Source organism: Georgenia muralis, assembly GCF_003814705.1.
Taxonomy (GTDB): domain Bacteria; phylum Actinomycetota; class Actinomycetes; order Actinomycetales; family Actinomycetaceae; genus Georgenia; species Georgenia muralis.
In genome coordinates this window covers 2,391,798-2,416,817 of record NZ_RKRA01000001.1, presented here as the reverse complement: position 1 = coordinate 2,416,817, position 25,020 = coordinate 2,391,798, and the positions used below count along the sequence as shown (strand labels likewise).

Genomic DNA, 25,020 nt, shown 5'->3' with positions numbered 1-25,020 from the left:
CGACGAGAGGCCGCCCCGGTGGGGCGGCCTCTCGTTGATGGGGTGATCAGCGACGGCTGCTCGGCAGCCACCGTGGGTGGAGATGGCGGGAATCGAACCCGCGTCCGACGGCGTGGAACCAGGGCTTCTCCGGGTGCAGTCTGCTGACGATTTTCTCGGCCCCAGCGATCTCGCAGACAAGTCGCTGACAGGCCCAGTCATCTCAGTGTTCCCGCAGCCCCGATGACGAGGACTACGAGCAGTGGCTCTCTAGATGACGCCAGGAACCGGGACGAGAGCTAGCCCGGGCTGACGGAGTCGCTACTCGCTCAGGCGGCGAGGGCGAACTCGGTGCGCTTGGAATCGGCACCTATTGGTTTGCAGAGATCGTTGACGAGATGACTCTGCATCCTCGACCCGCTTCTCCTGGAACGACGACCATCGTCGAAACCGATCATCCCCCTGTTGAGTTGTCACCGCCGCGGCCCTGACGGGTCGTGCCGGCGTTCTCCATGCTACGTGGTCAACCACCCGTGCTGCACGTTCATTCCCGGCGACCTGGCCGCCCCAGCTCGGCGTCGACGATCTGCTTGACCTCGCCGAGGAGCTCGACGGCGCGCAGGGACTGCGCCTGCGGGACGCCGGAGAGGTCCATCTGGAAGATCTGGCGGTCGTGACCCAGCGACCGGTGCAGCGTCAGGACGCGTTCGGCCACGCTCGGCGCGGACCCGACGAAGAACGCGCCGTGCCCGCTCGCCTGCGCCTCGTAGGAGATGCGGTTGGGGATGGCGAAGCCGCGCTCGTGGGCGATGGTGGTGGCCGTGCGCAGGTAGTACGGGTAGTAGAAGTCCAGCGCCTCGCGGTCGTCGTCGGCGAGGAAGCCGTGGACGGACACGGCCACGGAGCGGCGCTCCTCGGGGTGGCCGGCCTCGGCGTGCGCCTGGCGGTAGAGGTCGACCAGCGGGGCGAACCGGCGCGGCTCCCCGCCGATGATCGCGTAGTTGACCGGCAGTCCGAGCCGGCCGGTGCGCACCGAGGACGCCGGGGATCCCCCGGTTGCGACGGCGATGCGCAGGTGCTCGCCGAGGCCGGCCTTCGCCGTCGGGCGCGGGAGGATCTGCGCCTGCTGCAGCGGCGGGCGGAACCGGCCCGACCACGTCACCGGGTTGCCCGCGTCGAGGGCGAGAAGGAGGTCGAGCTTCTCGGCGAAGAGCTCGTCGTAGTCCTCCAGGTTCGCCCCGAACAGCGGGAAGGACTCGATGAACGATCCGCGCCCGGCGAGCAGCTCCACCCGGCCGCCCGAGTACTGGTCCATGGTCGCGAACTGCTGGTAGACCCGGACAGGGTCCTCGGTGGACAGCACGGTGACGGCGGAGCCGACGTGGATGCGCTCGGTCTGGGCCAGCGCGGCGGCGATGACGGTGGACGGCGCGGAGATGGCGTAGTCGGGCCGGTGGTGCTCACCGATACCGGCATAGTCCAGGCCGACCTGCTCGGCCAGGCGCACCCGCTCGAGGATGTCGCGCAGGCGCTGCCCGACCGGGGCGGCGTCAGGGCCGGTGCCGAGGTCGCCGAAGGTGTAGAGACCGAGTTCCATGTCCGTGCCAACACCGGGGGCGCCGCACTATTCCGTACCCCGGCGTGTGACGCGTCGATCCGTGGCACGTCCGCCGTTGCGTGGGGTGGGACCCGGGACCGGCGCCGCGCGGTCGTCCTAGTCGTGCCGGCGCAGGCTCATGGCCTTCTGCGCCTCACGCTCGTCCTGCTTCTCCCGCAGGGTCTGGCGCTTGTCCCACTCCTGCTTGCCGCGGGCGAGGGCGATCTCGACCTTGGCGCGGCCCTTGGTGAAGTACAGCTCGAGCGGGACGATCGTGTGCCCCTTCTCCCGGGACTTCACCGCAAGCTTCTCGATCTCCTCCTTGTGCAGGAGCAGCTTGCGCTTTCGCCGCGGACCGTGGTTGGTCCACGAGCCCTGGGCGTACTCGGGGATGTGCACCCCGTGCAGCCAGGCCTCGCCGCGGTCGATCTCGACCCAGCCGTCCACCAGGGACGCCCGGCCCATCCGCAGCGCCTTGACCTCGGTGCCGGTGAGGGACAGCCCCGCCTCGAAGGTGTCGTCGATGTGGTAGTCGTGGCGGGCCTTCTTGTTGCGCGCGACGACCTTCTTCGCGTCCGCGTCGGCCTTGGTCCGCTCCGCCTGGGTCGGCTTCCTCGGTGCCGGGGCCTTCGTGCCAGCCACTGGTCCTACCTCCGTCTGCTCCGGCCGCGGGGCGCGGCCCGGCACCTGGGCGGCGCCGACCTCCCAGCCTAGGTCAGCAGGGCGGGCACGCACGAACCCTTTCCGCCGTCGGCGGTGCGCGCAGGTCCCTCGGCGGGCGCAGGTCCGGACAGGGCCCGCGGTCCGCCGTCACCGAGGGGCGGTCAGAACCCGGGCAGCGACATCGGGTCGATGGTGGCGCCGTTGCGCCACACCTCGAAGTGGACGTGGCAGCCGGTGACGTTGCCGGTGGCACCGGTGCGGCCGATCGCCTGGCCCTGGCTCACCCGCTGGCCGGGGCTCACGGCGAAGGCGGAGAGGTGGTTGTACACCGTGACGTACGAGCTCCCGCCGATGATCCCATGGTTGATGATCACCTGGTTGCCGCTCGTGCCGGTCTGCCACGGCGGCTTGGTCGAGACGACCGTGCCGGCGGCGGCGGAGACCTGGACGTTGCCGCACGCCGAGCGCAGGTCGACGCCGTTGTGCATGAACCAGCCGCCGGTGATCGGGTAGACCCGGTATCCGTAGGGGGACGTGACGTACAGCGGCCGCACGGGCGGGACGAGGGCGGCCGACGGCGCGGCGGGAGCCGGGGCCGGCGCGGGCGCGGGGGCGGGGGCGGGCGCAGGGGCGGGGGCTGGCGCAGGGGCCGGCCGGCCGGCCTCGGTCGCGGCTCGGCGGGCCGCCTCGGCCTGGCGGGCGGCCTCCTGGGCGAGGCGCAGCTGCCGGGCCTCCTCGGCCTTGCGGACCTCCTCGGCCCGGCGCGCCTCCTCGGCCTTGCGGGCCTCCTCCGCCCTTCGGTTCTCCTCGTCGATGCGGGCGATCTCCCGGGCGAGCTCGGCGTTGGACTCCTCGAGCTCGGCGATCTGGCCGGTGTGCTCGACCTTCTTCTCCTCGAGCTGCTCGGCCAGGTCGGCCATCTCGGCCTGGATCTGCTCGATCTCGGCCTTGCGCTCCTCGGCTACCGCCCGGGCCTCGTCGGCGGCGACGACGGCCTCGTCCGCCTCGACCTTGAGCTCGGCGATGCGCTCGGTGACCGCGGCCTGGCGCTGGCGCTGGTTGCGGGTCACGGCGCTGGCCGTCTCGAGCTCGTCGAGGACCTGGGTCTGGGCGCGCACCGCCGTCTCCCGGACGGCGTAGCTCTGGAGGAAGTCCTCGGTGGAGGAGGCGTCGAGGACCACCTCGAGGGAGCTGACGGCGTGGTCGCCGCGGTAGGTGCTGCGAGCCAGCTCGCCCATGGCCGAGCGGGTCGAGTCGATCCGCTCCGCGCTGTCGGCGATCGCCGACTCGATCGTGACGATCTCGGCCTGCGCCAGCTCGAGCCGCCCGGCGACCTGCTCCTGCTTGCGCTCGGCGGCGGCCAGGGCCTCCTGGGCGGCTGCCAGCTCCTCCTGGGCCTCGGGAAGGCGGTTCTTGGCGTCCTCGAGCGCGAGGTAGGTCTCGGCGAGGTTGCTCTCGACGCCCTCGAGGGAGGACTCCAGACGCTCGCGCTCGGCCTCGTTCTGCTCCTGCTCGCGCACGAGGTCGTCGCGGCTGTCGGCCTGCGCGGCGGTGCCGCCGACGGCGAGCGCGACGACGGTCATGAGCGCGGCACCGAGCCGCACGGCCCGGCGGGCGCGCCCGGTTCCCCAGCTGTGCATGAGCCTCTTCCCCTCAGACCTTCGTGTACCGGCCGAGCGTGACGACCGAGCTGATGCCGGCGAGCGCGATCGCCGCCAGGACCAGCAGCGGCGCGATGGCCAGGACGTCCGCCGTGCCGACGAACTGCACCCACGGCGTCGAGCCGGCCAGCCAGTCCTCCACGAGGTAGCGCACACCGAGGAACAGCCCGCCGACGGCGAGGACGGCCCCGACCAGCGCGGCGATGGCGCCCTCGAGCATGAAGGGCAGCTGGATGAACAGGTTCGAGGCGCCGACCAGGCGCATGATGCCCGTCTCGCGCCGGCGGGACATCGCCGAGAGCCGGATCGTGGTGGTGATGAGCAGGACGGCGGTGACGATCATGACGCTCGCCAGGCCCACCGAGAGCAGCGTGGCGCGGTTGAGGACCAGGAAGAGCGGCTCGAGCTGCTCGCGCTGGTCCACCACGACCTCGACGCCGGCCCTGCCCTCGAGCTCGTCGGCGACGATCTGGTACTGCTCGGGGTCCACGAGCTTGACCCGGTAGCTGACCTGCATCTGCTCGACCGTGAGCGACTGCGCCCACACGGTGTCGGCCATCTGCTCCTGGAAGGCCTCGTACGCCTCGTCCTTGGTCTCGAGGTAGACCTCGTCGACGTAGGGGCTCAGCGCCTCCGACTCCAGCAGGGTGCCGATCTCGCCGATCTGGTCCTCGGTGGCCTCCCCCGCCGCGCAGCCCGGCTCCGGCGAGCCGGCCGGGCACATGAACGCCGAGACCTCGACCTTGTCGTACCAGTCGTTCTTGAGGTTGCCCACCTGGGTCTGCAGCAGCGCCGCGGCGCCGACGAACATGAGCGAGACGAACGTGACCAGGGCGACCGAGACGGTCATCGCGAGGTTCCGGGAGAGTCCCTGGAGGGTCTGGGACAGCACGAAGCGCAGTCTCACGGCCCTACCTCCCCGCCCCGTAGACGCCGCGGGACTGGTCGCGCACCATGACGCCGTCGGCGAGCTCGACCACGCGCTTGCGCATCTGGTCGACGATCTCGTCGTCGTGGGTGGCCATGACGATGGTGGTGCCGGTGCGGTTGATGCGGTCGAGCAGGCGCATGATGCCGATCGAGGTGGTGGGGTCGAGGTTGCCGGTGGGCTCGTCGGCGAGGAGCACCTGCGGACGGTTGACCATGGCGCGGGCGATGGCCACGCGCTGCTGCTCACCGCCGGAGAGCTCGTGCGGGAGCCGCTTCTCCTTGCCCGCCAGGCCGACGAGGTCGAGGGTCTCCGGCACGGTGGTGAGGATGTGGTGGCGCGGCTTGCCGATCACCTGCAGGGCGATCGCGACGTTGTCGAAGACGTTCTTGTTCGGCAGCAGGCGGAAGTCCTGGAAGACCGTGCCGATACGGCGGCGCAGGTGCGGGACCTTCCACCGTGAGACCTGGGAGAGGTCACGGCCGAGGGCGTGGATCTGCCCCGACGTCGGGCGCTCCTCGCGCAGGACCAGGCGCAGGAAGGTCGACTTGCCCGAGCCGGAGGACCCGACGAGGAAGACGAACTCACCGCGCTCGACCTCCATGGAGATCTGGTCCAGGGCAGGGCGGGCCCCACGCGCGTAGACCTTGGAGACGTTCTCGAATCTGATCACGACAGCTCGTCGGCCAGTCTCGACAGTGGGGAAGTACAACTCTGGCCGCTACCGAGAGTAGGCAGCGCGGCGCGGGCGCCCGGACCGACACGCCGCACGGGCCGCGCCGGAAAGCCGCCGACGCCTTGGCGGTCAGCCCTGCTCGGCCGCGTTCTGGGTGTTCTTGCGCCAGCGGATCCCGGCGTCGATGAAGTCGTCGATCTCGCCGTCGAAGACGGCGCCGGGGTTGCCCGACTCGTGCTCGGTCCGCAGGTCCTTGACCATCTGGTACGGCTGGAGGACGTAGGAGCGCATCTGGTCGCCCCACGAGGCCTTGACGTCGCCGGCCATGGCCTTCTTCGCGGCGCTCTCCTCCTCCTGGCGGCGCAGGAGCAGCCGGGACTGCAGCACGCGCAGCGCGGCCGCGCGGTTCTGGATCTGGGACTTCTCGTTCTGCATCGACACGACGATGCCGGTCGGGATGTGCGTCATGCGCACCGCGGAGTCCGTGGTGTTGACGGACTGCCCGCCGGGCCCGGAGGAGCGGAAGACGTCGACCTTGATCTCGTTCTCGGGGATCTCGACGCTGTCGGTCTGCTCGATGAGCGGGATGACCTCGACGGCGGCGAAGGAGGTCTGGCGCCGCCCCTGGTTGTCGAACGGGGAGATCCGCACGAGCCGGTGGGTGCCGGCCTCCACGGACAGGGTGCCGAACGCGTAGGGCGCCTTGACCTCGAAGGTGGCGGACTTCAGCCCCGCCTCCTCGGCGTAGGAGGTGTCGAGGACCTGGGTGGGGTAGCCGTGCCGCTCGGCCCAGCGCAGGTACATCCGCAGGAGCATCTCGGCGAAGTCGGCGGCGTCGACGCCGCCGGCGCCGGAGCGGATGGTCACGACTGCCTCGCGCTGGTCGTACTCGCCGGAGAGCAGGGTGCGTGCCTCGAGGTCGGCCAAGGACTTGCGGATGGCGGTGAGCTCGGCCTCGGCGTCCTCCATGAAGGCGTCGGCGTCGGCGCCGCTCTCCTCCTGGCCGAGCTGGACGAGGGCCTCGAGGTCGTCGATGCGCTCGCCCATCTTCTCCACCCGGTCGAGCTCGGCCTGGGTGTGGGAGAGCTGGGAGGTCACGGCCTGGCCGGCCTCGGGGTTGTCCCACAGGTCCGGCGCGGCGGCCTTCTCGGAGAGCTCGGCGATCGAGGCCCGCAAGGCCTCGGGGTCCGTCACGGCGGCGATGGACTCGTAGGTGCTGCGGAGCTGGTTGATCTCGGAGGAGAAGTCGGTGGCCACGATCTTGAAGGTTACGCGATGCCGGGCGCGCGCTCGCCGCGTGGTGACGAGCCCGCCGAGCCCGCGTCCTCGGCAACTCCGTGCCGACTCAGGGCCTTCCGGGTTCACCCAGCGGCTCAGGTGCCGCTGACTCGTCCCGGAACCTACGACCTCACCGTCGGGTGAACAGCACGACCTCGCCACCAGCCCGACACCGGCTCGCACACCGCCGTCGGGCGCACACGACCCCGACGACGACGGCCCCCGCTCCACCTGGCGCCGACGCTCCGACTCACTCAGTCGGCGAGGTGGCGGCGGAACCACGCGGCCGCCGCGGCGCCGGCCCGCTCGAGCGTGCCCGGCTCCTCGAAGAGGTGCGTCGCCCCGGGGACGACGACGAGCTCGCCGGGGCACCCCAGCTGCTCCAGCGCGGCCCGGCTGAGCTCGAGCACCTGGGTGTCGAGCCCGCCCACCACCAGCAGCGTGGGCACCTCGACCTCACCGAGCCGCGGGGCGGCGAGGTCCGGGCGTCCGCCACGGGAGACGACGGCGCGCAGCCGGGCGGGGTGGTCGGCGGCCGCCCACAGGGCCGCGCCGGCGCCGGTGCTCGCGCCGAAGTAGCCCAGCGGCAGGTCGCGCAGGGACATCAGGCCGGCGGTCCAGTCCGTCGCCGTCCGCAGCCGCCCGGCGAGGAACGGGATGTCGAACACGAGCGAGCGGTCCCGGCCCTCCTCCTCGGTGAGCAGGTCCATGAGCACGGTGCTGAGCCCCACCTCGTGGAGCATGGCCGCCACCGCGCGGTTGCGGGGGCTGAGCCGGCTGCTGCCCGAGCCGTGCGCGAACAGGACCACGCCGGCGGCGTCGTCGGCGAGGGTGACGGTGGCGGGCAGCGGACCGGCCTCGGTGGGCACGAGGACCTCGCGCTCCCTGGCCCGGCGGGCCCGCGAGGCCACGAGCAGGGCGCGGACGTCCTCGTCGGGCACCGGCGAGAAGTCCTCGTACCAGGCGCCCACGGCGTGGAGGTCGGCGGGTTCGTTGAGGGCGACGAGGTCGTCGACGGCGCCGCGCAGCTCGGCGGCGACGTCCCGGGCCACCACGGGCACGGCCAGGGCGATGCGGGTGGCGCCGCGTCCGCGCAGCACCGCGACGGCGGCCCGGACGGTGGCGCCGGTGGCGATCCCGTCGTCCACGACGACGACCGTGCGCCCGGCGACCTCGTGCCCGGCGCCGACGCCGCGCCAGGCCCGCACGCGGCGGTCGAGCTCGAGCTGCTCCCGGCGGGTGACCGCGGCGAGGTCGGCCGGGTCGACCCGCGCGGCGACGGCGGGGTTGAGCACGCGCACGCCCTCCTCGCCGATCGCCCCCATGGCCAGCTCGGGCTGCCAGGGCACGCCCAGCTTGCGCACGACGACGACGTCCAGCGGGGCGTCCAGCGCCCGGGCGACCTCGGCCGCCACGGGGACCCCGCCGCGCGGGAGGCCCACGACGAGCGGAGGCCGGTGTCGCGCGCCCCGGACGACGTCGGGCGAGGGCGCCGGTGCCGGGGTGAGGTCGTCGGCCGTGCGCGCCCCCGCGAGTCCGCCCACGGCCGCGAGCCGCTCCCCGAGGAGCTGCCCGGCCTCGATGCGGTCGCGGAAGATGTCCGAGTGCCCGAACCACCCCATGCTCCAGCGTCCCCCGAACCGGTGCCGGGGGGAAGGGACGTTCGGCTGCGACCTTCGCCCCTTCCCTCCGCGCCGGCGGCGTCGCACCCTGGAGGTGGGCGCCGGTCCGCCCGTGTCCTGCGCCCGGAGGGAGGGACCACGATGAGCGTCGACCCCACGAAGGACGCCGAGACCACCACGGACGTCGAGCCCACCAAGGAACCGGAGCAGCGCCCCGCGGGCGCGGTCGGCCCGCTCCACCGCTCCCCGCGCGAGCTGGCGGAGCAGCTCTGGGAGTCCTGGCCGTTCGGGGACTTCCCCTGGCCGTTCCGTGAGACCGGTCGTCCGGCCGGCGTGCCGATCCGCGTCGAGGAGCACCGCGACGGCGACCAGGTGGTCGTCCGCGCGGAGCTGCCGGGCGTCGACCCGGAGAAGGACATCGACGTCACGGTCGAGGACGGGATCCTCACGATCAGCGCCGAGCGCCGCGAGTCCACGGAGAAGAAGGAGGACAAGAGCTACCGCAGCGAGTTCCGGTACGGCAGCTTCGTCCGGCGTCTGCCCGTACCGCGAGGAGTGCGGACCGAGGACGTCTCGGCGAGCTACCGCGACGGTGTCCTCGAGGTGCGGCTGCCTTCTCCGCCGACCGAGGAGGCGCCGCCGAGGAAGGTCCAGGTGCAGCGCGGCTGAGCCGTCCGGTACGCGGCGACCGCGGCGCCCAAGGGCGTGCGGCACCCGCGCTCCCGCGCCGCTCGGCGACGAGGTGATCGTTCGGTCACCCACCGATCCCTCGGTCGCCGAGTGATCCCGGCACACCGCTCTCGCTCGGCGACGAGGTGATCCTTCGCGCAGCCGGGGCCGACGTGTCCGGCGACTACGCGGGCTCGCCCGCGGGGGTCTCGCCGCCCCGGCGGTAGGCCGGGGTGGCCACCACGAGGACGACGAACGCGGCGGCGACAGCACCGAGGATGACGGTGGCCATCGCGACGGCGTCGCCGCCGAGCACGCCCACCATCGGGCTGACGACGCCCGCAACCCCGGCCTGCATCGCCCCGATGAGCGCGGCGGCGGTGCCGGCCCGCTCCCCGTGCCGGGTGAGCGCCAGCGCGGAGGCGTTGGGCGGGACGAGCGCGTTGACGGCGAGCATGAACCACAGCGGGGTCATGAGGGCGACGAGGCCGCCCGCCCCGGTCGCCGCCACCACCACGAGCACCGCCGCGAGGAGCATCGCCAGCGGGATCGCCACCCGGATGATCTTGAGCGGCTCGAAGCGGCGCACGAGCGAGGCGTTGACCTGCGAGCCGAGCACGAGACCGGCGCCGTTGATCGCGAACAGCAGCGCAAAGGCGTTCTCGGAGAGTCCGTAGCCCTCGCGCAGGACGAACGGCGAGCCCGCCACGTAGCTGATGAGCGCCCCGAGCCCGAGGCCCGGGAGGAGGGCGAGAGCCATGAACTGCCGGTCGGCGAGGAGGACGCCGTAGCTGCGGGCCGTCCCGGCGAGGCCCCGGGCCACGCGCCGCTCGGGTGGGTGGGTCTCGGGCAGGGCGCGGGCGACGACGAGCAGGAGGATCAGCCCGAGGATGGCCAGGACGGTGAAGTTGGCCCGCCAGCCCCACAGGTGCGCGATGAGCCCACCCACGGTGGGCGCGAAGAGCGGCGCGACCCCGACCACGAGCATGAGCCGCGACAGGATGACCGACGCCCCGGCACCGGAGTAGCGGTCCCGGATGACCGCCATGGCCGAGACCATCGCGGCGGAGTTGCCCACGCCCTGGATCACCCGCAGGGCCAGCAGCGGGATGATCGAGGGCGCGATCGCGGCCAGCAGCGAGGCGACGATGTGCACCGAGATGCCGATGAGAACGGGAGCGCGTCGGCCGAACCGGTCCGACAGCGGACCGATGAGGATCTGCCCCACAGCACCACCGATGAGGACGCCGGTGATCGTCGCCTGGACGAGTGCCGCCGAGGTCTCCAGGTCGCGGGCGACGTCGGGCAGGGACGGCAGGTACAGGTCGGTCGTGACCGCGGGGAGAGCGGCCATCGCCCCGAGGAGCAGCACGAACGACGCCGGCGGCCGGACGGCGGCGGGGAATGTCACTGCCTCATGCTGGCACGCGCCGGGCCTCCCGCCACCCCCGCGCCGGGCATCGTGACAGGACTCACGCCGCACCGGGTCACAGCGCCTCGAGGGCGCCGGCCACCTGGACCATCTGCTCGAGGACGGCGAGCGTGGCGGCCCGCGGCTCGGTCCGGGTGAGGCGGTGGCGCACGAACAGCCGCCTCGTGCCCAGCCCCGGCAGCGCGACCCACTGCACGTTCTCCGGGAGGTGGCGGCGCAGGGCGAGCGAGGGCAGCAGCGCGATCCCGAGGCCCGCGCCGACCATGGCGAGGCCCACGTCGAAGTCGAGGTAGCGGTGCCGGGTGCGCGGGTCGAACGACAGCTCGGCGGCCAGGCGGTGCAGCGCGCGCTCGGCGGCGCCGCCCGGCTCGGGCCCGAGCCAGGTGCGCTCGGCCAGGTCCATGAGGGTGGCCGGGACCGGCTCCCCCGCGGGCAGCGCCACCACCCACGGCTCGTCGAGGAAGGGGACGTCGCGCGCCCCCTGCGGGGCCGGGCTCGGCGCCGAGACGTCGTGCTCGATGACGAGCAGATCGAGCTCGCCCCGGCGCAGCGCTCGGCGGCCGTGCTCCTCGGGCACCTCGTTGACCACGAGCTGGACGCCGGGGAGGGTCTGCTCGAGCTCGGTGACGAGCGGGACGAGGACGGCGCGGATCGCCGTCTGGAACGCCCCGACGACGACCACGCCGGAGATGTCGCCCTCGAGGGTGAGGAGGGATCGGCGGGCCTCCCCCACCTCGGACTCGATGCGCTCGGCCGTCTCGGCAAGGATCCGCCCGGCCCGCGTGAGGGTGGCGCCGGTGGGCTGGCGGTCGAGCACCCGGACCCCGGTCTCGGCCTCGAGGCGGGCGATCTGCTGGGAGACGGCGGAGGGGCTGACACGCAGCACGTCGGCGGCGGCGAGGACTCCTCCGTACCTGTTGACGGCCAAGAGGAATCCAAGTCTTCGTGGGTCGATCTCCATGAAGCAGAACTGTATGCTCGATGCTCGATCGTTCGATTGATCTTCACCACGCGGGTCGCCACGATGGGCATCATGAACGACTTCGCCGCGCTCGCCGTCTCCATCGTCGGATGGGTGGGCGCCGCCGCGTCCCTGGGGGCCTACGCGATGGTGACCCAGCGCCGGATCGAGCCCGACTCGCTGCTGTTCCAGGGCCTGAACATCGGCGGCGCCACCGCGCTCGCGGTGAGCGCGTCGGTGAACGCGGCGTGGCCCTCGGCCGTGGCGAACGTCGTCTGGGTCGCTATCGGGGTGCAGGGCCTGCTCTCGGTCAAGCGGGCCGTCATCACCCGGCGGGCCCGGGCGGCCGCCTCCCGGCTCGCACGCGACCTGCGCCACCCGGTCGGGCTGCACCGCCCCGTGCGGCGGCCCGCCGGTCCCGAGGGGCCGGCCGCCTCGCGCCGACCTGCCGCCGCACCGCGTTCCGGTCGTTCACGCCGACCGGGCGGCCGCACCACCGTCGGGACGCGCGAGGTGCGCGCCACCGAGACCGGACTGCGGGCCGCGGGCACTCCCGGGCTGACGGAGAAGCTCGTCCGGGTCTGAGTTCCCGCTGCCGAGAGCCGTACGGCTCGTGCAGCGTCGCCCGCCGTGCGAAGGTCAGGCACCAGGCCCGGTCGCGCGTCGTCGACATCACTCCCAGGACGCCGCCGGTGGCAACCGCAGACGATGGCGTCGGAACGGCCGCCCGAGCGTGCCGCCACGTCATGCGGTCAACCAGCGCGGGCGGTGGAGGTCGCCCGCAGGACGATGCCCTCGCTCCATGGCGCGAGCACCCACGGCACGAGCGGCGGACGCACGATCGCGCCGAGGGTGACCTCAGCGGTGACGCCGTCGGGCGACCCCGTCGGCGCGAGCACGCGCAGTCCGGAGAACTCCCCCACGACCGCGGGCGGCGCCGACGCCAGATAGCCGTCGACCGCGGCACGCACCGTCGCGTCCGAGAGCGGCACAGTCGTCGGACCACCCGCGTGCGTCTTGCCCGCCGGGGCGCCGGCTAGGTAGTAGGCGTCGAGGTCGACCGCGTCGGCTGCGTCGGCAGCGACGGAGTCCGCCAGCGCCAGGAGCCGCTTGCGCTCGATGTGGACCGCCGAGGCGCTGACCACGACGAGGACCAGGGCCAGGAGCAGCACCGCGAAGCCGAGGGTCAGCAGCATGATGTGCCCCTCCTCGCCGGTTCGTGCCCCAGCGTTCCTACTGCGCCTCATGGGGCGTCCCGGAAGTCGCCCACCACCGCCAGGTGCGTGGCGCTGACCGGCACCTCGGCCGGCACCACGGAAGTCACCAGATCGGGGAGGAGGGGCAGCTCGACCACCGTGGCGACCTCCACCAGCACCCGTGCGCCGGGCGCCCTGCACCCGCCTGCCTCGCACGAGAAGCTCAACGCCTCGGCGCCGGAGACGTCGAACCCCTGGTCCTCGAACACCAGCTCCACCGCTCCCATGGCGACGACGGGTTCCCCACCCTGAGCCAGGATGCGCCCCGCCTCGCGCGCCGCGCCCTCGGCCGCGAACGCCGCCGCCTGCACCCGCGAGAGCGTCAGGACGAGGTAGACGATCGGGACCAGAAGCAGCACGCTGACGCCGAGGAACTCGACCACCGCGCTGCCCCGGTCGCCGCCGAGTCGTCTCAGGCGCGCCCTCACAGGGGTCGCTCCAGCACCGCGTGCCCGCTGACCTCCACCACACCCGACGGACCGAGCAGGCCGAGCACCGGGAGCGGGGCGCTGACGTCGACCCGCACGAGGGTGGTCCCGGCCCGCTGCACGGTTCCCGCCGAGACCCGGTCGGCGTACCGGGATGACAACGACATCGCGATCAGGCTCCGGGCGCGCTCTGCTCCGGCCGCGGGGCTGGAGCCGACGAGCGCGCCGTGACGGGCGCCCTCCGAGGCGGCGTCGATGAGGGTGTTGCGCACGTGCAGACCCAGGGTGAGCTGGACGACGGCGAGCACGACCGCCACGACCAGCACCGAGACGAGCACGAAGTCGACCACCGCGGACCCGCGCTCCGGGCCGTACGGGCGCCTCGGTCCGCGGTGTCCCGCGTCGTCCCCGGGGCTGTGTCTCCCGCGCCGGGACGTCAGAACGCGAGCACGCGGTTCATCGCCGTCTGGAAGACGTTGCCCAGCGCCGGACCGGCGAGCGCCCAGATCGCCAGGACGAGTCCCGCCGTCATGAGGGTCACGAGCACCCAGCCCGGCACGTCGCCGCGTTCGCGGTCCTCTTGCGGTGGCCACGCGAGGTGCTTCGAGGCGAGCGTGAGCAGGGTGATCCACATGGCGGTCTCCTTCGGGAGGGGTCGGTCCTGCGAACGGGGTCCGGTGCGCCCGGCCGGGCGGCGCCGGACGGGAGGCGGCGGTCACAGCCCCACCTCCAGCACGGCAAGGCCGGGGAAGATCGCGAAGAGGACGGTGACGGGCAGGACCAGGAAGACGACCGGCACCATCATGGCCAGCTCCTTCTTCCCGCCCGTCTCCATGAGCTCGCGGCGCGAGGTCTCCCGGGCGTCCTGCGCCTGGGCGCGGAGCACCTCGGCCAGCGGCGAGCCCCGCTCGAGCGCCACCGCGACGCCGTCGGCGAAGCGCGCGACCGCAGGTACGTCGGTACGTCCGGCCATGCGTTCGAGAGCCTGGCCCAGCGGGACGCCGGAACGCGCCTCGGCGAGGGTGCGGTCGATCTCCCTCGTGAGCTCGCCCCGGGTGGCACGAGCGAGGCGTTCCAGCGCTGCCACGGCTCCCTCGCCCGCACCGACGGCGAGCGCGAGGAGCTCGGCGACGTCGGGCAGCTCGGCGCGCATCCGGTCCTGCCGACGCCGCACCTGCCAGGTGAGCAGCTGGTCGCGTGCGACGGCGGCGCCCACCGCGCTGAGGGTGACCCCGAGGAGCAGCGGCACGACGGCCGCCCCGCGGACCAGGCCCACGGTCAGGGCCAGGAGGAGCCCACCTGCCAGCCCCAGGGCACCCCACAGCAGCTGCTCCATGCGGAACTGGTCGTGGGTGACGGGTGAGCCGGCCAGGACGAGGCGGCGCCGGATGCTCACCGAGGACGAGCCGAGTCGCTCGAGGAGGCGGGCGGCGTCGTGCAGCCCGGGCGCCAGCAGTCGCTCGAGGGTCGGGAAGGGGGTGTGGAGCTGGCTCTCGGCCAGCAGGCGCGAGGTGCGGGGCCGCTCCCGGAGGTAGGGGGCCAGGCGCTGGGCGAGCGTGACTCGACGCGAGCCCAGCCGCCACAGCACGAGGGCGAGCCCGGTCCCGCCGAGCAACCCGGCGAGCGCGCCGGTGAGGGCGGTGCTCATCGCATCACCCGCTGTTCCTCGGGCAGCCGTCCGATGCGCATCATCAGCCAGTAGGCAAGCGCGGAGCTCGCTGCTCCCACCGCGAGCACCACCACCCCGATGGGGCTGTCGTAGGCCTGCGCGGCCTCCGGTCTGGTGGCGAGCAGCAGCAGCACCAACCACGGTGCGGCGACGGCCATGCGCGCCCCGTTGACCGTCCACGTCTGTCGCGCCTCGAGCTCGCCGCGCGTCCGCAGGTCTTCACGGAGCATCTGCGCGAGGGTGCGCAGCAGCCGCCCGAGCTCGGTGCCACCGACCTCGCTGGTCAGGCGCAGCGCCTCGACGATCCGGTCGGCGACCGGGTCGGCCAGGCGCGCCTTGAGGATCTCGAGCGCGTCGTCGAACCGCCCCGTGGCCCGGTAGTCCTCGGCGAAGCGCCGGAACTCCTCCCGCACCTCCTCCGGCCCACGCTCGCCGAGCGAGATGAGCGCCTCCGGCAGGGACCGGCCGGCGCGGATGCCGGACACCAGGTCGTCGACCACCTCTGGCCAGACCGTGCGCAGCTCCGTCCGCCGCCGACGAGCACGCGAGTGCACGAGCGCCCAGGGTGCGCCCGAGGCGATCGCCGCGAAGCACGCCGCGATGGGCGGCGCGGACGTCAGTGCCACGCCGAGGACGAAGACCGTCACCCCGAGCCCGGCGGCGGTGAGGATCAGGGAGGTGGGTGAGACCGACGGGGCACCCGCCTGGACGAGGAGGTCCTGGGTGCGTCGGGACCAGCCGCGGGGAGTGGCGCGGGCCGCCGGTCGCTCGAAGAACGAGAACCAGATGCTGAGCAGACCGGTCCCGAGGAGCAGTCCCGAGATCGCACCCAAGGCCCGCTACCCCCGGTCGCCGGCCGTGAGCAGTGCGGCCAGGTCGTAGCCGGCCTGGGCGAACCGCTCCGGGTGGCTGGGGTACCCGCCGGAGCGTTCGAGCCGGTCGTCGTGCAGGGCGAACAGCTCCGCGGTCTCCACGACACCGTCCTCGACCCGGCCCGTCACCGCGACGATCTCGCGGACCCTCCGGCGCCCGTCCCGGCCGAGCTCCAGGTGCACGACGACGTCGACGGCGCTCGCGACGGTCGGCACCACGAACGACGCCGTGACGTTCTCGCCCGCGAGCAGCGGGAGGGTGCACAGCTTCGTCACCGCCTCCCGGGCGGAGTTCGCGTGGAGGGTGCACATCCCGGGGATCCCGGCATTGAGCGCCACGAGCATGTCGAACGCCTCCGCCTCACGGACCTCGCCGATGATGATCCGGTCGGGGCGCATGCGCAGCGCCTCCTTCACCAGGCGCCGCAGCGGCACCTCCCCGACACCCTCGAGGTTGGGCTGGCGCGTCTGCATGGCGACGGCGTCACGGTTGGCGAGCCGGAGCTCGAAGACCTCCTCGCAGGTGATGATCCGCTGACCGGCGGGGATGGCCCCTGCCAAGGCGGTGACGAGCGTGGTCTTGCCGGCCTGCGTCGCGCCGGACACCAGCACGTTGAGTCCCGCCACCACGGCCGCGTCGAGGAACGCCGCAGCCTGGGGCGTGAGCGACCCGACGGCGACGAGGTCGCTCAGACGCCGCGCCCGGGTGATGAACTTGCGGATGTTCACGGCCCAGGCGGAGCGGGTGATGTCCGGGATGACGACGTGGATGCGCTCGCCGGTGAGCAGCGAGGCGTCGACGAAGGGGGTGGAGAGGTCGAGCCGGCGACCGGATGCCCGCAGCATCCGCTCGACGAGGTCACGGACCTGCTGGTGGGTGAGCATCGTGGTCGTCAGCTCCGACCGACCGGCTCGCGCCACGAAGACCTTGCCCGGCTCGTTGATCCACACCTCCTCGACCTCGGGGTCGTCGAGGTAGCGCTGGAGCGGACCGAGGCCGGCGACGGCGTCGACGACCTCCTTGGCGGCCGCACCGGGGTCCGCGAGGGGCGGGACCAGCCCGGCCAGCGACCGCTCGTCGTAGTCGGCCACGACGGCAGCGACGAGAGAGCGCACACCGTCGGTGTCGCGGGCGGGATCCAGGCCCCGGCGGCGGACCAGCTCGCGCACCTCGGACTCGAGCAGCGCCACACCGTCCTCCACGCCGCACCTCCGCCGCCACCGCTGGAGCGTCCTACCAGGTCAGAGCGCGAACATATTGGACGGACGAGGGTCGTGGGGAGGTTTTCGCGCCCCTGTGGACAGAACTTCCCGCCCCTCACGGTCAAGACGCGTGGCCCCAGCGGTGGTGGCACCGCCGCACCGGCGGCACCTCACCCGGCGCGTGCACCGCGCGACGGCCCCCGGGGCCGCCTACCGTGTTGCCGTGGTCCGATCCGCCCTCGCCCTCGCCGCCCTCGCCACCACGGCCGTCCCCGGCCTGGACGTGGTGGCGACCCGACCACCCCAGCGGGTGACCACCGACTTCCAGACCACCGGCGTCCTGGACGGCGGAGGGCGCAGCTGGGTGGTCGTCGCGCCGCTGCACGCCGCCGCCGGCGCCGCCCTGGAGGGCGAGGTCGCGGTCCTGGCCAACCTCGCCCAGGCCGTCGACGACGGCCGGCTGCCCTTCGACGTCCCGCGCCCCGCCGGCTTCGCCGCCCTGCCCGAGGGCGGGCGCGCGATGGTCCACCGCCAGCTCGTCGGCCGCCCGCTCGACGTCACCAGGCTCGCCGCGGGCCCGGGGCTCTCCGCCGAGGTGGGCCGCGCGATCGCCGCCTTCCACGAGCTCGACGCCGACGTCGTCGCCGAGGCGGGCCTGCCGGTCTACGACGCCGACGCCTACCGCCGCCGCTGCCTCGCCGAGGTCGACGAGGCCGCCCGCACCGGGCACGTGCCGGCGGTCCTGCTCAACCGGTGGGAGCACGCCCTCGAGGACGTCGCGCTGTGGCGGTTCCGGGCGGTGCCGGTGCACGGCGACCTCGCCCCCGACCACGTCCTGGTCCACGAGGGCCGCGTCAGCGCCGTGCTCGCCCTGTCCGAGGCCCACGTCGGGGACCCCGCGGAGGATCTCGCCTGGCTGACGGCGTCCGCGCCGGAGGAGTCCCTCGACGCGATCGAGGAGGCGTACTCCCTCGCCCGCACCGAGAGCACGGACAAGCACCTGCTCGACCGCGCCCTGCTCGTCTCCGAGCTCGCGCTGGCGCGGTGGCTGCTCCACGGCACCCGCACGGGTGAGCAGGCGGTGGTCGACGACGCGGCCGCGATGCTGCGCGAGCTCGCCTCCGACGTCGAGGACGCCCCGCCCATCGGCTCTCGCGAGCCCGTGGTCCTGCCCGACCGTGGCTGGGACGAGGGCGACGACAGCCTCGCCCGTACGGGCGGCGACCAGACGCTCGAGCCCGCCGACGACGAGTCGGAGCCCCGCGACCGGCTCACGCCGGCGGACGACGTCGATGTCGAGGTCGAGGTCGAGGTCGAGGTCGAGGTCGACGACACCCGTGCACACGAGCTCGACCAGCTCGGCGCCGAGGGTCAGGACGACGACGAGCCTGACCCGGTGGACGCGTCCCGCCCCGACCCCGCACGGCGGCAGGACCACGCCGCGGTCACCGAGGAGCTCCACCTCGGCCGCGACCTGCCCGACTTCCTGCGCGAGGACCGCCCGAACGGCTGACCCCGCCGTCCGCGGTCAGCTCACCGGGACCGCCAGCGCTGCGGTGATGCGGTCGACGATCTCGTCCTCGGTGAGGTCGCCGGCCCGGACGGTGGTGTCGGCGCCGACGTAGTAGAACGCCGCTCCCACCCGCTCGAGGGGGGTGCCGGTCGCCCGGGACCAGGCGAGCCGGTACAGCGCGAGCTGCATCTCGCGGCTCTCGAGGTCCTCGGCGTCACGCGGCGGGCGTCCGGTCTTCCAGTCGACCACCTCGACGTCGCCGCCGTCGGCGAAGACGGCGTCGATGCGGCAGCGCACCATCGTCCCGGCGACGGGGGTCTCGAGGTCGACCTCCACCGCGGCGGGCACCCGCGCCGCCCAGGGTGAGGCGGTGAAGGTCCGCTGCAGCGCGGCGAGGTCGCCGTCGGCGAGCGGGCCGGCGCCCTCGTCGCCGCTGCCGGGGACGTCGTCGACGTCGAGCAGGGCGGCGCGGCCGTAGAACCGCTCGACCCACTCGTGGAAGCGGGTGCCGCGCCGTGAGACGACGGTCGGCTCGGCCGGGACCGGGCGGCGCCGGTCCCGGGCGAAGGTCTGGGGGTCGGAGACGAGCTTGACGACGGCCGAGGCGGACAGGTGCCCGGTCAGGTGCACGGTGGCGTCGGGGCTCGCCGCCGCGTCGCGCTCGGCCAGGAGCAGCTCGGCGTCGCGCGCCCAGCCGCGCACCAGGTCGTCCTCGCTCGTGGCGAGCCGGCGCAGGACCGGGAGGTCCTCGTGCCCCGCGGCGGCGGCGAGCCGGCCGGCGGCGTCGAGGACCGCGGCGGCTGCGGCCTCGCGGGCGGGGCGGCGCGACCCGAGGGGATCGGTCGGCCAGGAGCGCTCCAACGCCTGGGCGAGCGCCGGGTTCTCGGTCCCGGCCGCGGGAGCAGGGGCGAAGCCGTCCTCGAGGGCGGTCACGTGCCCGGCGTCGCGCGGCTCGGTGAGGAACCGCGAGGGCGGCAGCGCCGTCTTGCCGGTGCGGAACCAGGACCCGGAGAGCAGGAGGGTGGAGCGGGCCCGGGTGACGGCGACGTACGCCAGGCGCCGCTCCTCGGCCACGCGGTGGGCGCCGGCGTCGACCCGGAAGGTGTCGAGGGCGTCGGCGACGTCACGGTGGGTGGCCGTGCCGGCGAGGGGCAGTCGCGGAAGCGACTCGGAGTCGCCGCGCAGCGGGTACGGCAGCTCGCCCACCGCCGTCAGCCAGGCACCCGCGGTGACGCGCCCGTCGTCCCGCGGCGCGCAGTCGTACCCCGGGAACTGGGTCTCCACCATGCCGGGGACGGCGACGACGTCCCACTCCAGGCCCTTGGCTGCGTGGACGGTGAGGACCTGCACCACCGCGGTGTCCGGCTCCTCCTCCGCCGTGCCGCCGCCGTCGAGCCCGCGCTCGCGCTCCTCCGCGGCGTCGAGCCAGGACAGGAACGCGCCGAGGCTCGGCCGGTCGCTGTCGGCGGCGAACCCGGCGGCGACCTCGACGAAGGCGTCCAGGGCCGACCGGGCGGCCCCGGCACCACCGGCCCCCGCCCGGGTCGCGACCTCGATGTCGAGCTCGAGGAGCTGTTCGGTGGCCACGACGAGCTCGGGCAGGGAGAGGTAGGACAGCGAGCGGACCTGCCGCAGGACGTCGCCGAGGCGCCCCACCCGCGCCGCGGCGGCGTCGGTGAAGACGTGCCCTCGGGGGCTGCACCAGCCGGCCGCGGGCGGCTGCTCGACCGCCTCGACGATGCTGGACTCCTCGCGGGGGTCGAGGCGGCGCCCGGCGTCGTCGGTCGCCGCCGTGGACGCCCGGCGGGCGAGCTCGCGGGCCCAGTCCTGCAGGGCGTGCAGGTCCGCGATGCCCAGGCGCAGGTTGGTGAGCAGCCGCATCATCGCGTCGCCCCGGCCGGCGTCGTGGGCGACCTCGAGCGCGGCGCGCAGGTCCACGACCTCCGGGGTGCTCAGCAGCCCGCCGAGACCCAGGACCCGCACGGGCAGCCCCCGGTCCCGCAGGGCGGCGGCGACGTCGGGGAACTGGCTGCGCTTGCGGCACAGCACCGCCGCGGTCCGGGGGGACTCCGGGGTCCAGCGGTCCGCGACGAACGCCGCGACCTGGCGTGACTCCTCCTCCTGGGTCGGGGCGTACAGGCCCAGCACCTCGCCCGGTCCGGCACCCGGCCGGGCCCGCAGGACGGGGACGTCGACGACGGCGCCCGGTTCGCGCAGCGGGGCGGAGACGGTGTTGGCGGCGTCGAGGACCGCGCGGTCGTTGCGCCAGGAGGTGCTCAGCGCCAGGGTGCGGGTCGCGGGACCGTCGGCGGAGCGGAACATGGCGGGGAAGGTCGCGAGCGACGCCGCGGAGGCTCCCCGCCACCCGTAGATGGCCTGGTTGGGGTCCCCGACCGCGGTGACGGCGTGGCCCGCGCCGAAGAGCGCCGAGAGCAGGCGCAGCTGCGCCACGGAGGTGTCCTGGTACTCGTCCAGGAGCACGACGCGGTACTGGGCCCGCAGCTGGTGGCCCACCTCGGGGACCTCGGCGGCGATCCGGGCGGCGAGGGCGACCTGGTCGCCGAAGTCGATGAGGCCCCGTTCCCGCTTGAGCCGGGTGTAGGCCTCGACGACGTCGAGGAGCGCGATGCGCTCGCCGAGCGTGGCCGCGACCTTCGCGACGGGCGCCAGCGGTCCCTTGGCCCGCGGTCCGGCGGCCTTGTCGACGAGGTCCGCCCGGAGGTCGGCGAGGAGCTCCCGGGCGTCGACCGGGTCGAGGAGGTGCTCGGACAGCGCCCCGGACAGGCTGAGGACGGCCTCGGTCACCGCGCCGGGCGAACGGTCGGTGGCGAGCTCCTCCGCCCAGCCCTGGACGAGGTCGTCGGCGAGCTGCCAGGCGGCGGCCTCGGTGATGAGCCGCGCATCGGGGTCGGCGCCGACGCGAAGGGCGTGGTCCCTGGCGATATTGCCGGCGAAGGAGTTGTAGGTGGCGATGGTGGGCCGGTCCACGTCCAGGACGGCGGCGCCGTCGGCGGGGTCGGCCGCGGTGGTGAGCAGGCCCGCCCCGCGCAGGGCGCGCAGACGCTTGCGGACCCGGTGGCCCAGCTCCGCCGCGGCCTTGCGCGTGAAGGTCAGGCCCAGCACCTCCTCGGCACGCACCATCTCGTTGGCCACGAGGTAGACGACCCGGGCGGACATCGTCTCGGTCTTGCCCGACCCGGCGCCGGCGACGACCAGCAGGGGCGCGAGGGGCGCCTCGATGACCTCCGTCTGCTCCCGCGTGGGCGGGGGCTGGCGCAGCGCGTCGGCGATCTCCGCGGCGGAGTGGTGGGGCGGTGCTGGCGGCGCGGGGTGACGGGCCGGGGCGGCGGCCGCCGTGGGAGGCAGGGCGCTCATCGGGTGACCCGCTCTCCGTCGTCCTGGACCGGGCAGGAACGGCGCACCGGGCAGTGCCGGCAGTGGTCGTTGAGCCGGGCGACGAAACCGGCGCCGGCCATGACCTCGGCGGCCTCGCCGACGAGCGTGGCCGCCCACGCCGGGTCGGCGGCGTCCGCGAGCGCCGGCTGGGGCCGCAGGGTGGCGCCCTTCGCCCCGGCCCCGAGGTAGACCAGCCGCGCGCCCGCCGGCCGCACGGGCCCGAACGCGCCCGCCTCGACGGCCGCCTGGTAGGAGCCGAGCTGCGCGTGCTCGGCGGCCTTGTCCTTGGCCAGCGGGTTGGCGGAGGTCTTGAGGTCGACCACGCGCGCGGCGCCGTCGTCGAGGTGCTCGACCCGGTCCATGCGCCCGGTGAGGTGGGCCCGGCCGACGTCGGCGGTGAAGGCGCGCTCGACGTCCACCTCGCCCGGCACGCCGGCGACGTACGCCGCCAGCCGGTCGACCATGGCCTCGGCGAGGACGCGCTGGCGCCGCCCCACCCACGACTCACCCAGCCCGAGCTCGTGCCAGCGTGCGGCCAGGGCGGTGCGCAGGTCCTCGGCGGTGCCGTGCGGGTGCTCCGCGGCGATCTCGTGGATGAGGGAGCCGACGCTCTGGTCCGCCGACCGCTCCCCGCGCCCGCCGGCCTGCTCCAGGGCCCAGCGGAGCCCGCAGGTGGTGGCGAGCTCGACGCCGGAGGGGCTGACGGGTACCTGCGCCTCGGCCGGTCGCAGGGGGACCTCGGTGCTCGGTGCGGCGAGGCCGGACCAGGTGGTGGGGTCGGCCCCGGCGACCCCGCGGGCGGCGAGGTCGGCGAGGAGATCAGCGGCGGCTCCCGTCCGGTCGGTGCGGTGCTCGACGGCGCCGCGGAGCTCGGCGACGAGGCCGCGCAGGTCAAGCGGGGGCGGCGCGCTGCGGGCGTCGGTCGGGTCGAGGTCGGGTGCGAGGAGGTCGAGGAAGGTCGAGGGCCGCTCGTCCTCGTCGAGGACCGCTGTCACGAGGAGGCGTCGCGCGGCCCGGGACACCGCCACCGCGAGCATCCGGAGCTCGTCGTCGAGGACCTGCCGCCGGGCCGGGCCGTAGGCGCGGCGGCCGTCGGGCGACCGGCCGGACTCGACGTCGGTGAGGGCGCCCGCCCCGAGGAGCGAGTCGCGCAGGCGCAGGTCGGGCCAGACGTCCTCCTGGAGCCCGGCCACGACGACCACCTGCCACTCCTCCCCTGCCGCGGCGGCGGGGGTGAGGACCTGGACGGTCTCCGTGCGCTGGCCCTGGGCCGCGAGGGTGTCCGCGGGCAGGTCCTGGGCACGGACGTGCTCGAGGAACCCGGCGGGGCCGCCGCCGACGGTGCGGTCGGTGTACTGCTCGGCCGCGCGGAACAGGGCCATGACGGCGTCGAGGTCGGCGTCGGCGCGGTCGGACCCCGGACCGCCCGCGAGCGCGCGGCGGCGCCAGGGATCGGCGAGCCCGGCTGCGTCCCACAGGGCCCACAGCACGGTCTCGGCCGTGGCGGCGGACCGCTCCAGGGCGGCCCGGCCCGCGGCGAGGACCGCGGCGACGCGCGCCGGGCCGCGGCGGGCACCGGCCGGCAGGTCCGCAGCGTCGGCGGGGTCGTCGACCGCGGCGACGAGGAGCTCGTCCACGGTGCGTGTGCCCTCGCGGGCCCGCTCCCGCGCCCGCAGCGCCCGACGCAGGGTACGCAGGGCCACGGCGTCCAGGCCGCCGACCGGGGAGGTGAGCAGCTCCACGGCCTGCTCGGCGGTCGTGGTGCCGGCGAGGACGGCGGCGAGCGCGACGAGGAGCGGCCGGACCGCCGGCTCCTCCCGGAGGACACCGGGCCCGGAGCCGCCGGCGACCGGGACCCGCCAGGCCCGCAGCGCCCGCTGCAGGGCGGCGACCTGCCCCGCCGAGCGGGTGACCACGGCCATCTCGGACCACGGGGTGCCGTGGTGCAGACGTTCCGCACGCAGCGACCGGGCGATGAGGGCGCCCTCCTGGGCCCGGGAGCGCAGCACCGTCACGGTCGTGCCGGACGGTGGCCCGCCCGGGCCGCCGGCACCCGCGCCCGGGGCGGCGTCGGGGACGCGGGCGGACCGGTGACGCACGGCGCCCGCGGTCGACACGGCGCCGGTGACCGCCGCCGTCGCCCGGCGCAGCTCCGCGTCGCCCCGGTGGACGGTCTCGAGGACGATGCGCCGCGCCCCGAACCCGCCGATGGCGGCGTGGGTCTCGGCCAGGCCGACCAGGGCCGGGGTACCACCGCGGAACCCCTGGACGCCCGTGTCGGGGTCGCCCAGCAGCACGAGCTGTGAGCCGTCGTCGGCCAGTGCCCGCAGCAGCCGGGCGGCGGCGAGGGTGGAGTCCTGGTGGTCGTCCACGACGACCGTGGACCACCGGGGACGCGGGTGGTCGGGGACCTCGCGCTCCCACGCGCGCAGGGCCGCGGTCGCCTCGTCGACGATCCGCGCGGCGTCCAGGCGGGCCCCGCGATCCGGCGTCATCTCCCCCAGCGCCGTGACCTCCTGGTACTCGCCCAGGAGGACGGCGGCGGCGCCCCACTCCGGTCGGCCGTGGCGCTCGCCCCGCTCGGCGAGGTCCTCGGGGGCCAGGCCGAGCTCGGCGGCACGCATGAACAGGTCGCGCAGCTCGTCCCGGAACGCCGGCAGGGCCAGGGTCTCGGCCGTCACCGACGCGGGCCAGCGCACCGCCGCGCCCAGGCCGAGGCGGTGCCCCTCGAGCAGCTCGCCGAGGATCTGGTCCTGCTCGGGTCCGGTGACCAGGGTGGGGGCCGGCTGGTGCAGGAGCGCGGCGCGCAGCCGCAGGACGGAGTAGGCGAAGGAGGCGGGGGTCCGGACGAGGACCTGCCCGGTGGTGCGCCCCAGCCGGGCCGCGACGGCGTCGCGCACCCGCGCCGCGCCGCGCCGGGTGGGGACGAGCAGCAGCGGCCCCTGCGCACCGGCGACCGTGGCGCCCGCCGGCGGGGCCCCGGCGCGCGCCCGAGCGAGGAACACCTCGAGCGCCGTCGTCGTCTTGCCGGTCCCGGGGGCGCCGACGACCAGGAGGTTGCCCGCGCCGGCGCCCCACCCGACGACCTCGGCCTGGCGGGCGTCGAGGGCCGGCGGGGCGGGTGCCGGTGCGGGCAGCGCGAGCCGCGGGCCGGTGCTGCGGGTCGCCGTCTCCATGCCCACGATGCCATCACACCCCACCGACATCGGCGCGCACC

The 25,020-nt window shown here is 74.7% G+C and carries 21 protein-coding genes and 1 other RNA gene; 3 read left to right on the top strand and 19 right to left on the bottom strand.

Translation table 11 applies throughout. The features are described from left to right. Positions 1–74 precede the first annotated feature (74 nt). The 8 genes from ssrA to EDD32_RS19500 all read right to left on the bottom strand — a co-directional run bounded on the left by ssrA (position 75) and on the right by EDD32_RS19500 (position 8,404). Positions 75–441, bottom strand: a transfer-messenger RNA (tmRNA) gene (ssrA, locus tag EDD32_RS10810). A gap of 82 nt (positions 442–523) precedes the next feature. Then, positions 524–1,576 carry an LLM class flavin-dependent oxidoreductase gene (locus EDD32_RS10805; RefSeq protein ID WP_123917392.1) on the bottom strand — a complete coding sequence of 351 codons (1,053 nt, stop codon included), beginning with the start codon at positions 1,574–1,576 and terminating at the stop codon, positions 524–526. Positions 1,577–1,693: 117 nt separating this feature from the next. Beyond that, positions 1,694–2,218: an SsrA-binding protein SmpB gene (gene smpB / locus EDD32_RS10800; protein ID WP_123917390.1), complete on the bottom strand. Its 525-nt coding sequence runs from the start codon at positions 2,216–2,218 to the stop codon at positions 1,694–1,696. Between the two features lie 182 nt (positions 2,219–2,400). Beyond that, positions 2,401–3,879 carry a M23 family metallopeptidase gene (locus EDD32_RS10795; RefSeq protein ID WP_211338800.1) on the bottom strand — a complete coding sequence of 493 codons (1,479 nt, stop codon included), beginning with the start codon at positions 3,877–3,879 and terminating at the stop codon, positions 2,401–2,403. 13 nt (positions 3,880–3,892) lie between these two features. Beyond that, on the bottom strand, positions 3,893–4,807 hold the full coding sequence (gene ftsX / locus EDD32_RS10790) for a permease-like cell division protein FtsX (RefSeq protein ID WP_123917388.1): 915 nt from the start codon (positions 4,805–4,807) through the stop codon (positions 3,893–3,895). A 4-nt stretch (positions 4,808–4,811) separates the two neighbouring features. Continuing rightward, a complete protein-coding gene (gene ftsE / locus EDD32_RS10785) occupies positions 4,812–5,501 on the bottom strand; it encodes a cell division ATP-binding protein FtsE (protein WP_123917386.1) in 690 nt (229 codons plus the stop codon). 132 nt (positions 5,502–5,633) lie between these two features. After that, positions 5,634–6,761 carry a peptide chain release factor 2 gene (gene prfB / locus EDD32_RS10780; RefSeq protein ID WP_123917384.1) on the bottom strand — a complete coding sequence of 376 codons (1,128 nt, stop codon included), beginning with the start codon at positions 6,759–6,761 and terminating at the stop codon, positions 5,634–5,636. A 275-nt stretch (positions 6,762–7,036) separates the two neighbouring features. Continuing rightward, entirely contained in the window at positions 7,037–8,404 is a 1,368-nt protein-coding gene (locus tag EDD32_RS19500) for a phosphoribosyltransferase family protein (protein ID WP_123917382.1), read from the bottom strand. Positions 8,405–8,545: 141 nt separating this feature from the next. Here EDD32_RS19500 and EDD32_RS10770 point away from each other — a divergent pair, with 141 nt between their 5' ends. Beyond that, a complete protein-coding gene (locus EDD32_RS10770; protein ID WP_123917380.1) occupies positions 8,546–9,073 on the top strand; it encodes an Hsp20/alpha crystallin family protein in 528 nt (175 codons plus the stop codon). Positions 9,074–9,257: 184 nt separating this feature from the next. On the opposite strand, the gene EDD32_RS10765 is transcribed toward EDD32_RS10770, so the two are convergent. Both EDD32_RS10765 and EDD32_RS10760 read right to left on the bottom strand, forming a co-directional pair. Then, positions 9,258–10,484, bottom strand: coding sequence for a multidrug effflux MFS transporter (locus EDD32_RS10765; RefSeq protein ID WP_246006088.1), 1,227 nt, complete (start codon positions 10,482–10,484; stop codon positions 9,258–9,260). A gap of 76 nt (positions 10,485–10,560) precedes the next feature. After that, positions 10,561–11,466, bottom strand: coding sequence for a LysR family transcriptional regulator (locus EDD32_RS10760; protein ID WP_123917378.1), 906 nt, complete (start codon positions 11,464–11,466; stop codon positions 10,561–10,563). Positions 11,467–11,538: 72 nt separating this feature from the next. Between EDD32_RS10760 and EDD32_RS19160 the strand changes: the two genes are divergently transcribed. Next, positions 11,539–12,051, top strand: a complete 513-nt coding sequence (locus EDD32_RS19160; protein ID WP_211338799.1) for a CBU_0592 family membrane protein — start codon at positions 11,539–11,541, stop codon at positions 12,049–12,051. Positions 12,052–12,218: 167 nt separating this feature from the next. On the opposite strand, the gene EDD32_RS10750 is transcribed toward EDD32_RS19160, so the two are convergent. From EDD32_RS10750 to EDD32_RS10720, 7 genes are all read right to left on the bottom strand, one after another. After that, complete coding sequence (locus EDD32_RS10750; RefSeq protein ID WP_123917376.1) at positions 12,219–12,662, bottom strand: hypothetical protein; 444 nt, start codon at positions 12,660–12,662, stop codon at positions 12,219–12,221. 47 nt (positions 12,663–12,709) lie between these two features. Further along, positions 12,710–13,150: a pilus assembly protein gene (locus tag EDD32_RS10745; protein WP_246006087.1), complete on the bottom strand. Its 441-nt coding sequence runs from the start codon at positions 13,148–13,150 to the stop codon at positions 12,710–12,712. After that, positions 13,147–13,500, bottom strand: coding sequence for a TadE/TadG family type IV pilus assembly protein (locus EDD32_RS10740; protein ID WP_246006086.1), 354 nt, complete (start codon positions 13,498–13,500; stop codon positions 13,147–13,149). The genes EDD32_RS10745 and EDD32_RS10740 overlap by 4 nt, the downstream gene beginning before the upstream one ends. Before the next feature lie 86 nt (positions 13,501–13,586). Continuing rightward, complete coding sequence (locus EDD32_RS10735) at positions 13,587–13,784, bottom strand: hypothetical protein (protein WP_123917374.1); 198 nt, start codon at positions 13,782–13,784, stop codon at positions 13,587–13,589. 81 nt (positions 13,785–13,865) lie between these two features. Further along, on the bottom strand, positions 13,866–14,798 hold the full coding sequence (locus EDD32_RS10730) for a type II secretion system F family protein (RefSeq protein WP_123917372.1): 933 nt from the start codon (positions 14,796–14,798) through the stop codon (positions 13,866–13,868). Then, a complete protein-coding gene (locus EDD32_RS10725) occupies positions 14,795–15,652 on the bottom strand; it encodes a type II secretion system F family protein (RefSeq protein ID WP_123917370.1) in 858 nt (285 codons plus the stop codon). The genes EDD32_RS10730 and EDD32_RS10725 overlap by 4 nt, the downstream gene beginning before the upstream one ends. 6 nt (positions 15,653–15,658) lie before the next feature. Beyond that, positions 15,659–16,894, bottom strand: coding sequence for a TadA family conjugal transfer-associated ATPase (locus tag EDD32_RS10720; protein ID WP_123917368.1), 1,236 nt, complete (start codon positions 16,892–16,894; stop codon positions 15,659–15,661). Positions 16,895–17,117: 223 nt separating this feature from the next. Between EDD32_RS10720 and EDD32_RS10715 the strand changes: the two genes are divergently transcribed. Then, positions 17,118–18,407 carry a phosphotransferase gene (locus tag EDD32_RS10715; protein WP_246006085.1) on the top strand — a complete coding sequence of 430 codons (1,290 nt, stop codon included), beginning with the start codon at positions 17,118–17,120 and terminating at the stop codon, positions 18,405–18,407. Positions 18,408–18,422: 15 nt separating this feature from the next. Here the strand turns inward: EDD32_RS10715 and EDD32_RS10710 are convergent, their stop codons facing one another. After that, complete coding sequence (locus tag EDD32_RS10710; protein ID WP_123917366.1) at positions 18,423–21,782, bottom strand: ATP-dependent helicase; 3,360 nt, start codon at positions 21,780–21,782, stop codon at positions 18,423–18,425. Continuing rightward, positions 21,779–24,979, bottom strand: a complete 3,201-nt coding sequence (locus tag EDD32_RS10705) for a UrvD/REP family ATP-dependent DNA helicase (RefSeq protein ID WP_123917364.1) — start codon at positions 24,977–24,979, stop codon at positions 21,779–21,781. The genes EDD32_RS10710 and EDD32_RS10705 overlap by 4 nt, the downstream gene beginning before the upstream one ends. Positions 24,980–25,020 lie beyond the last annotated feature (41 nt).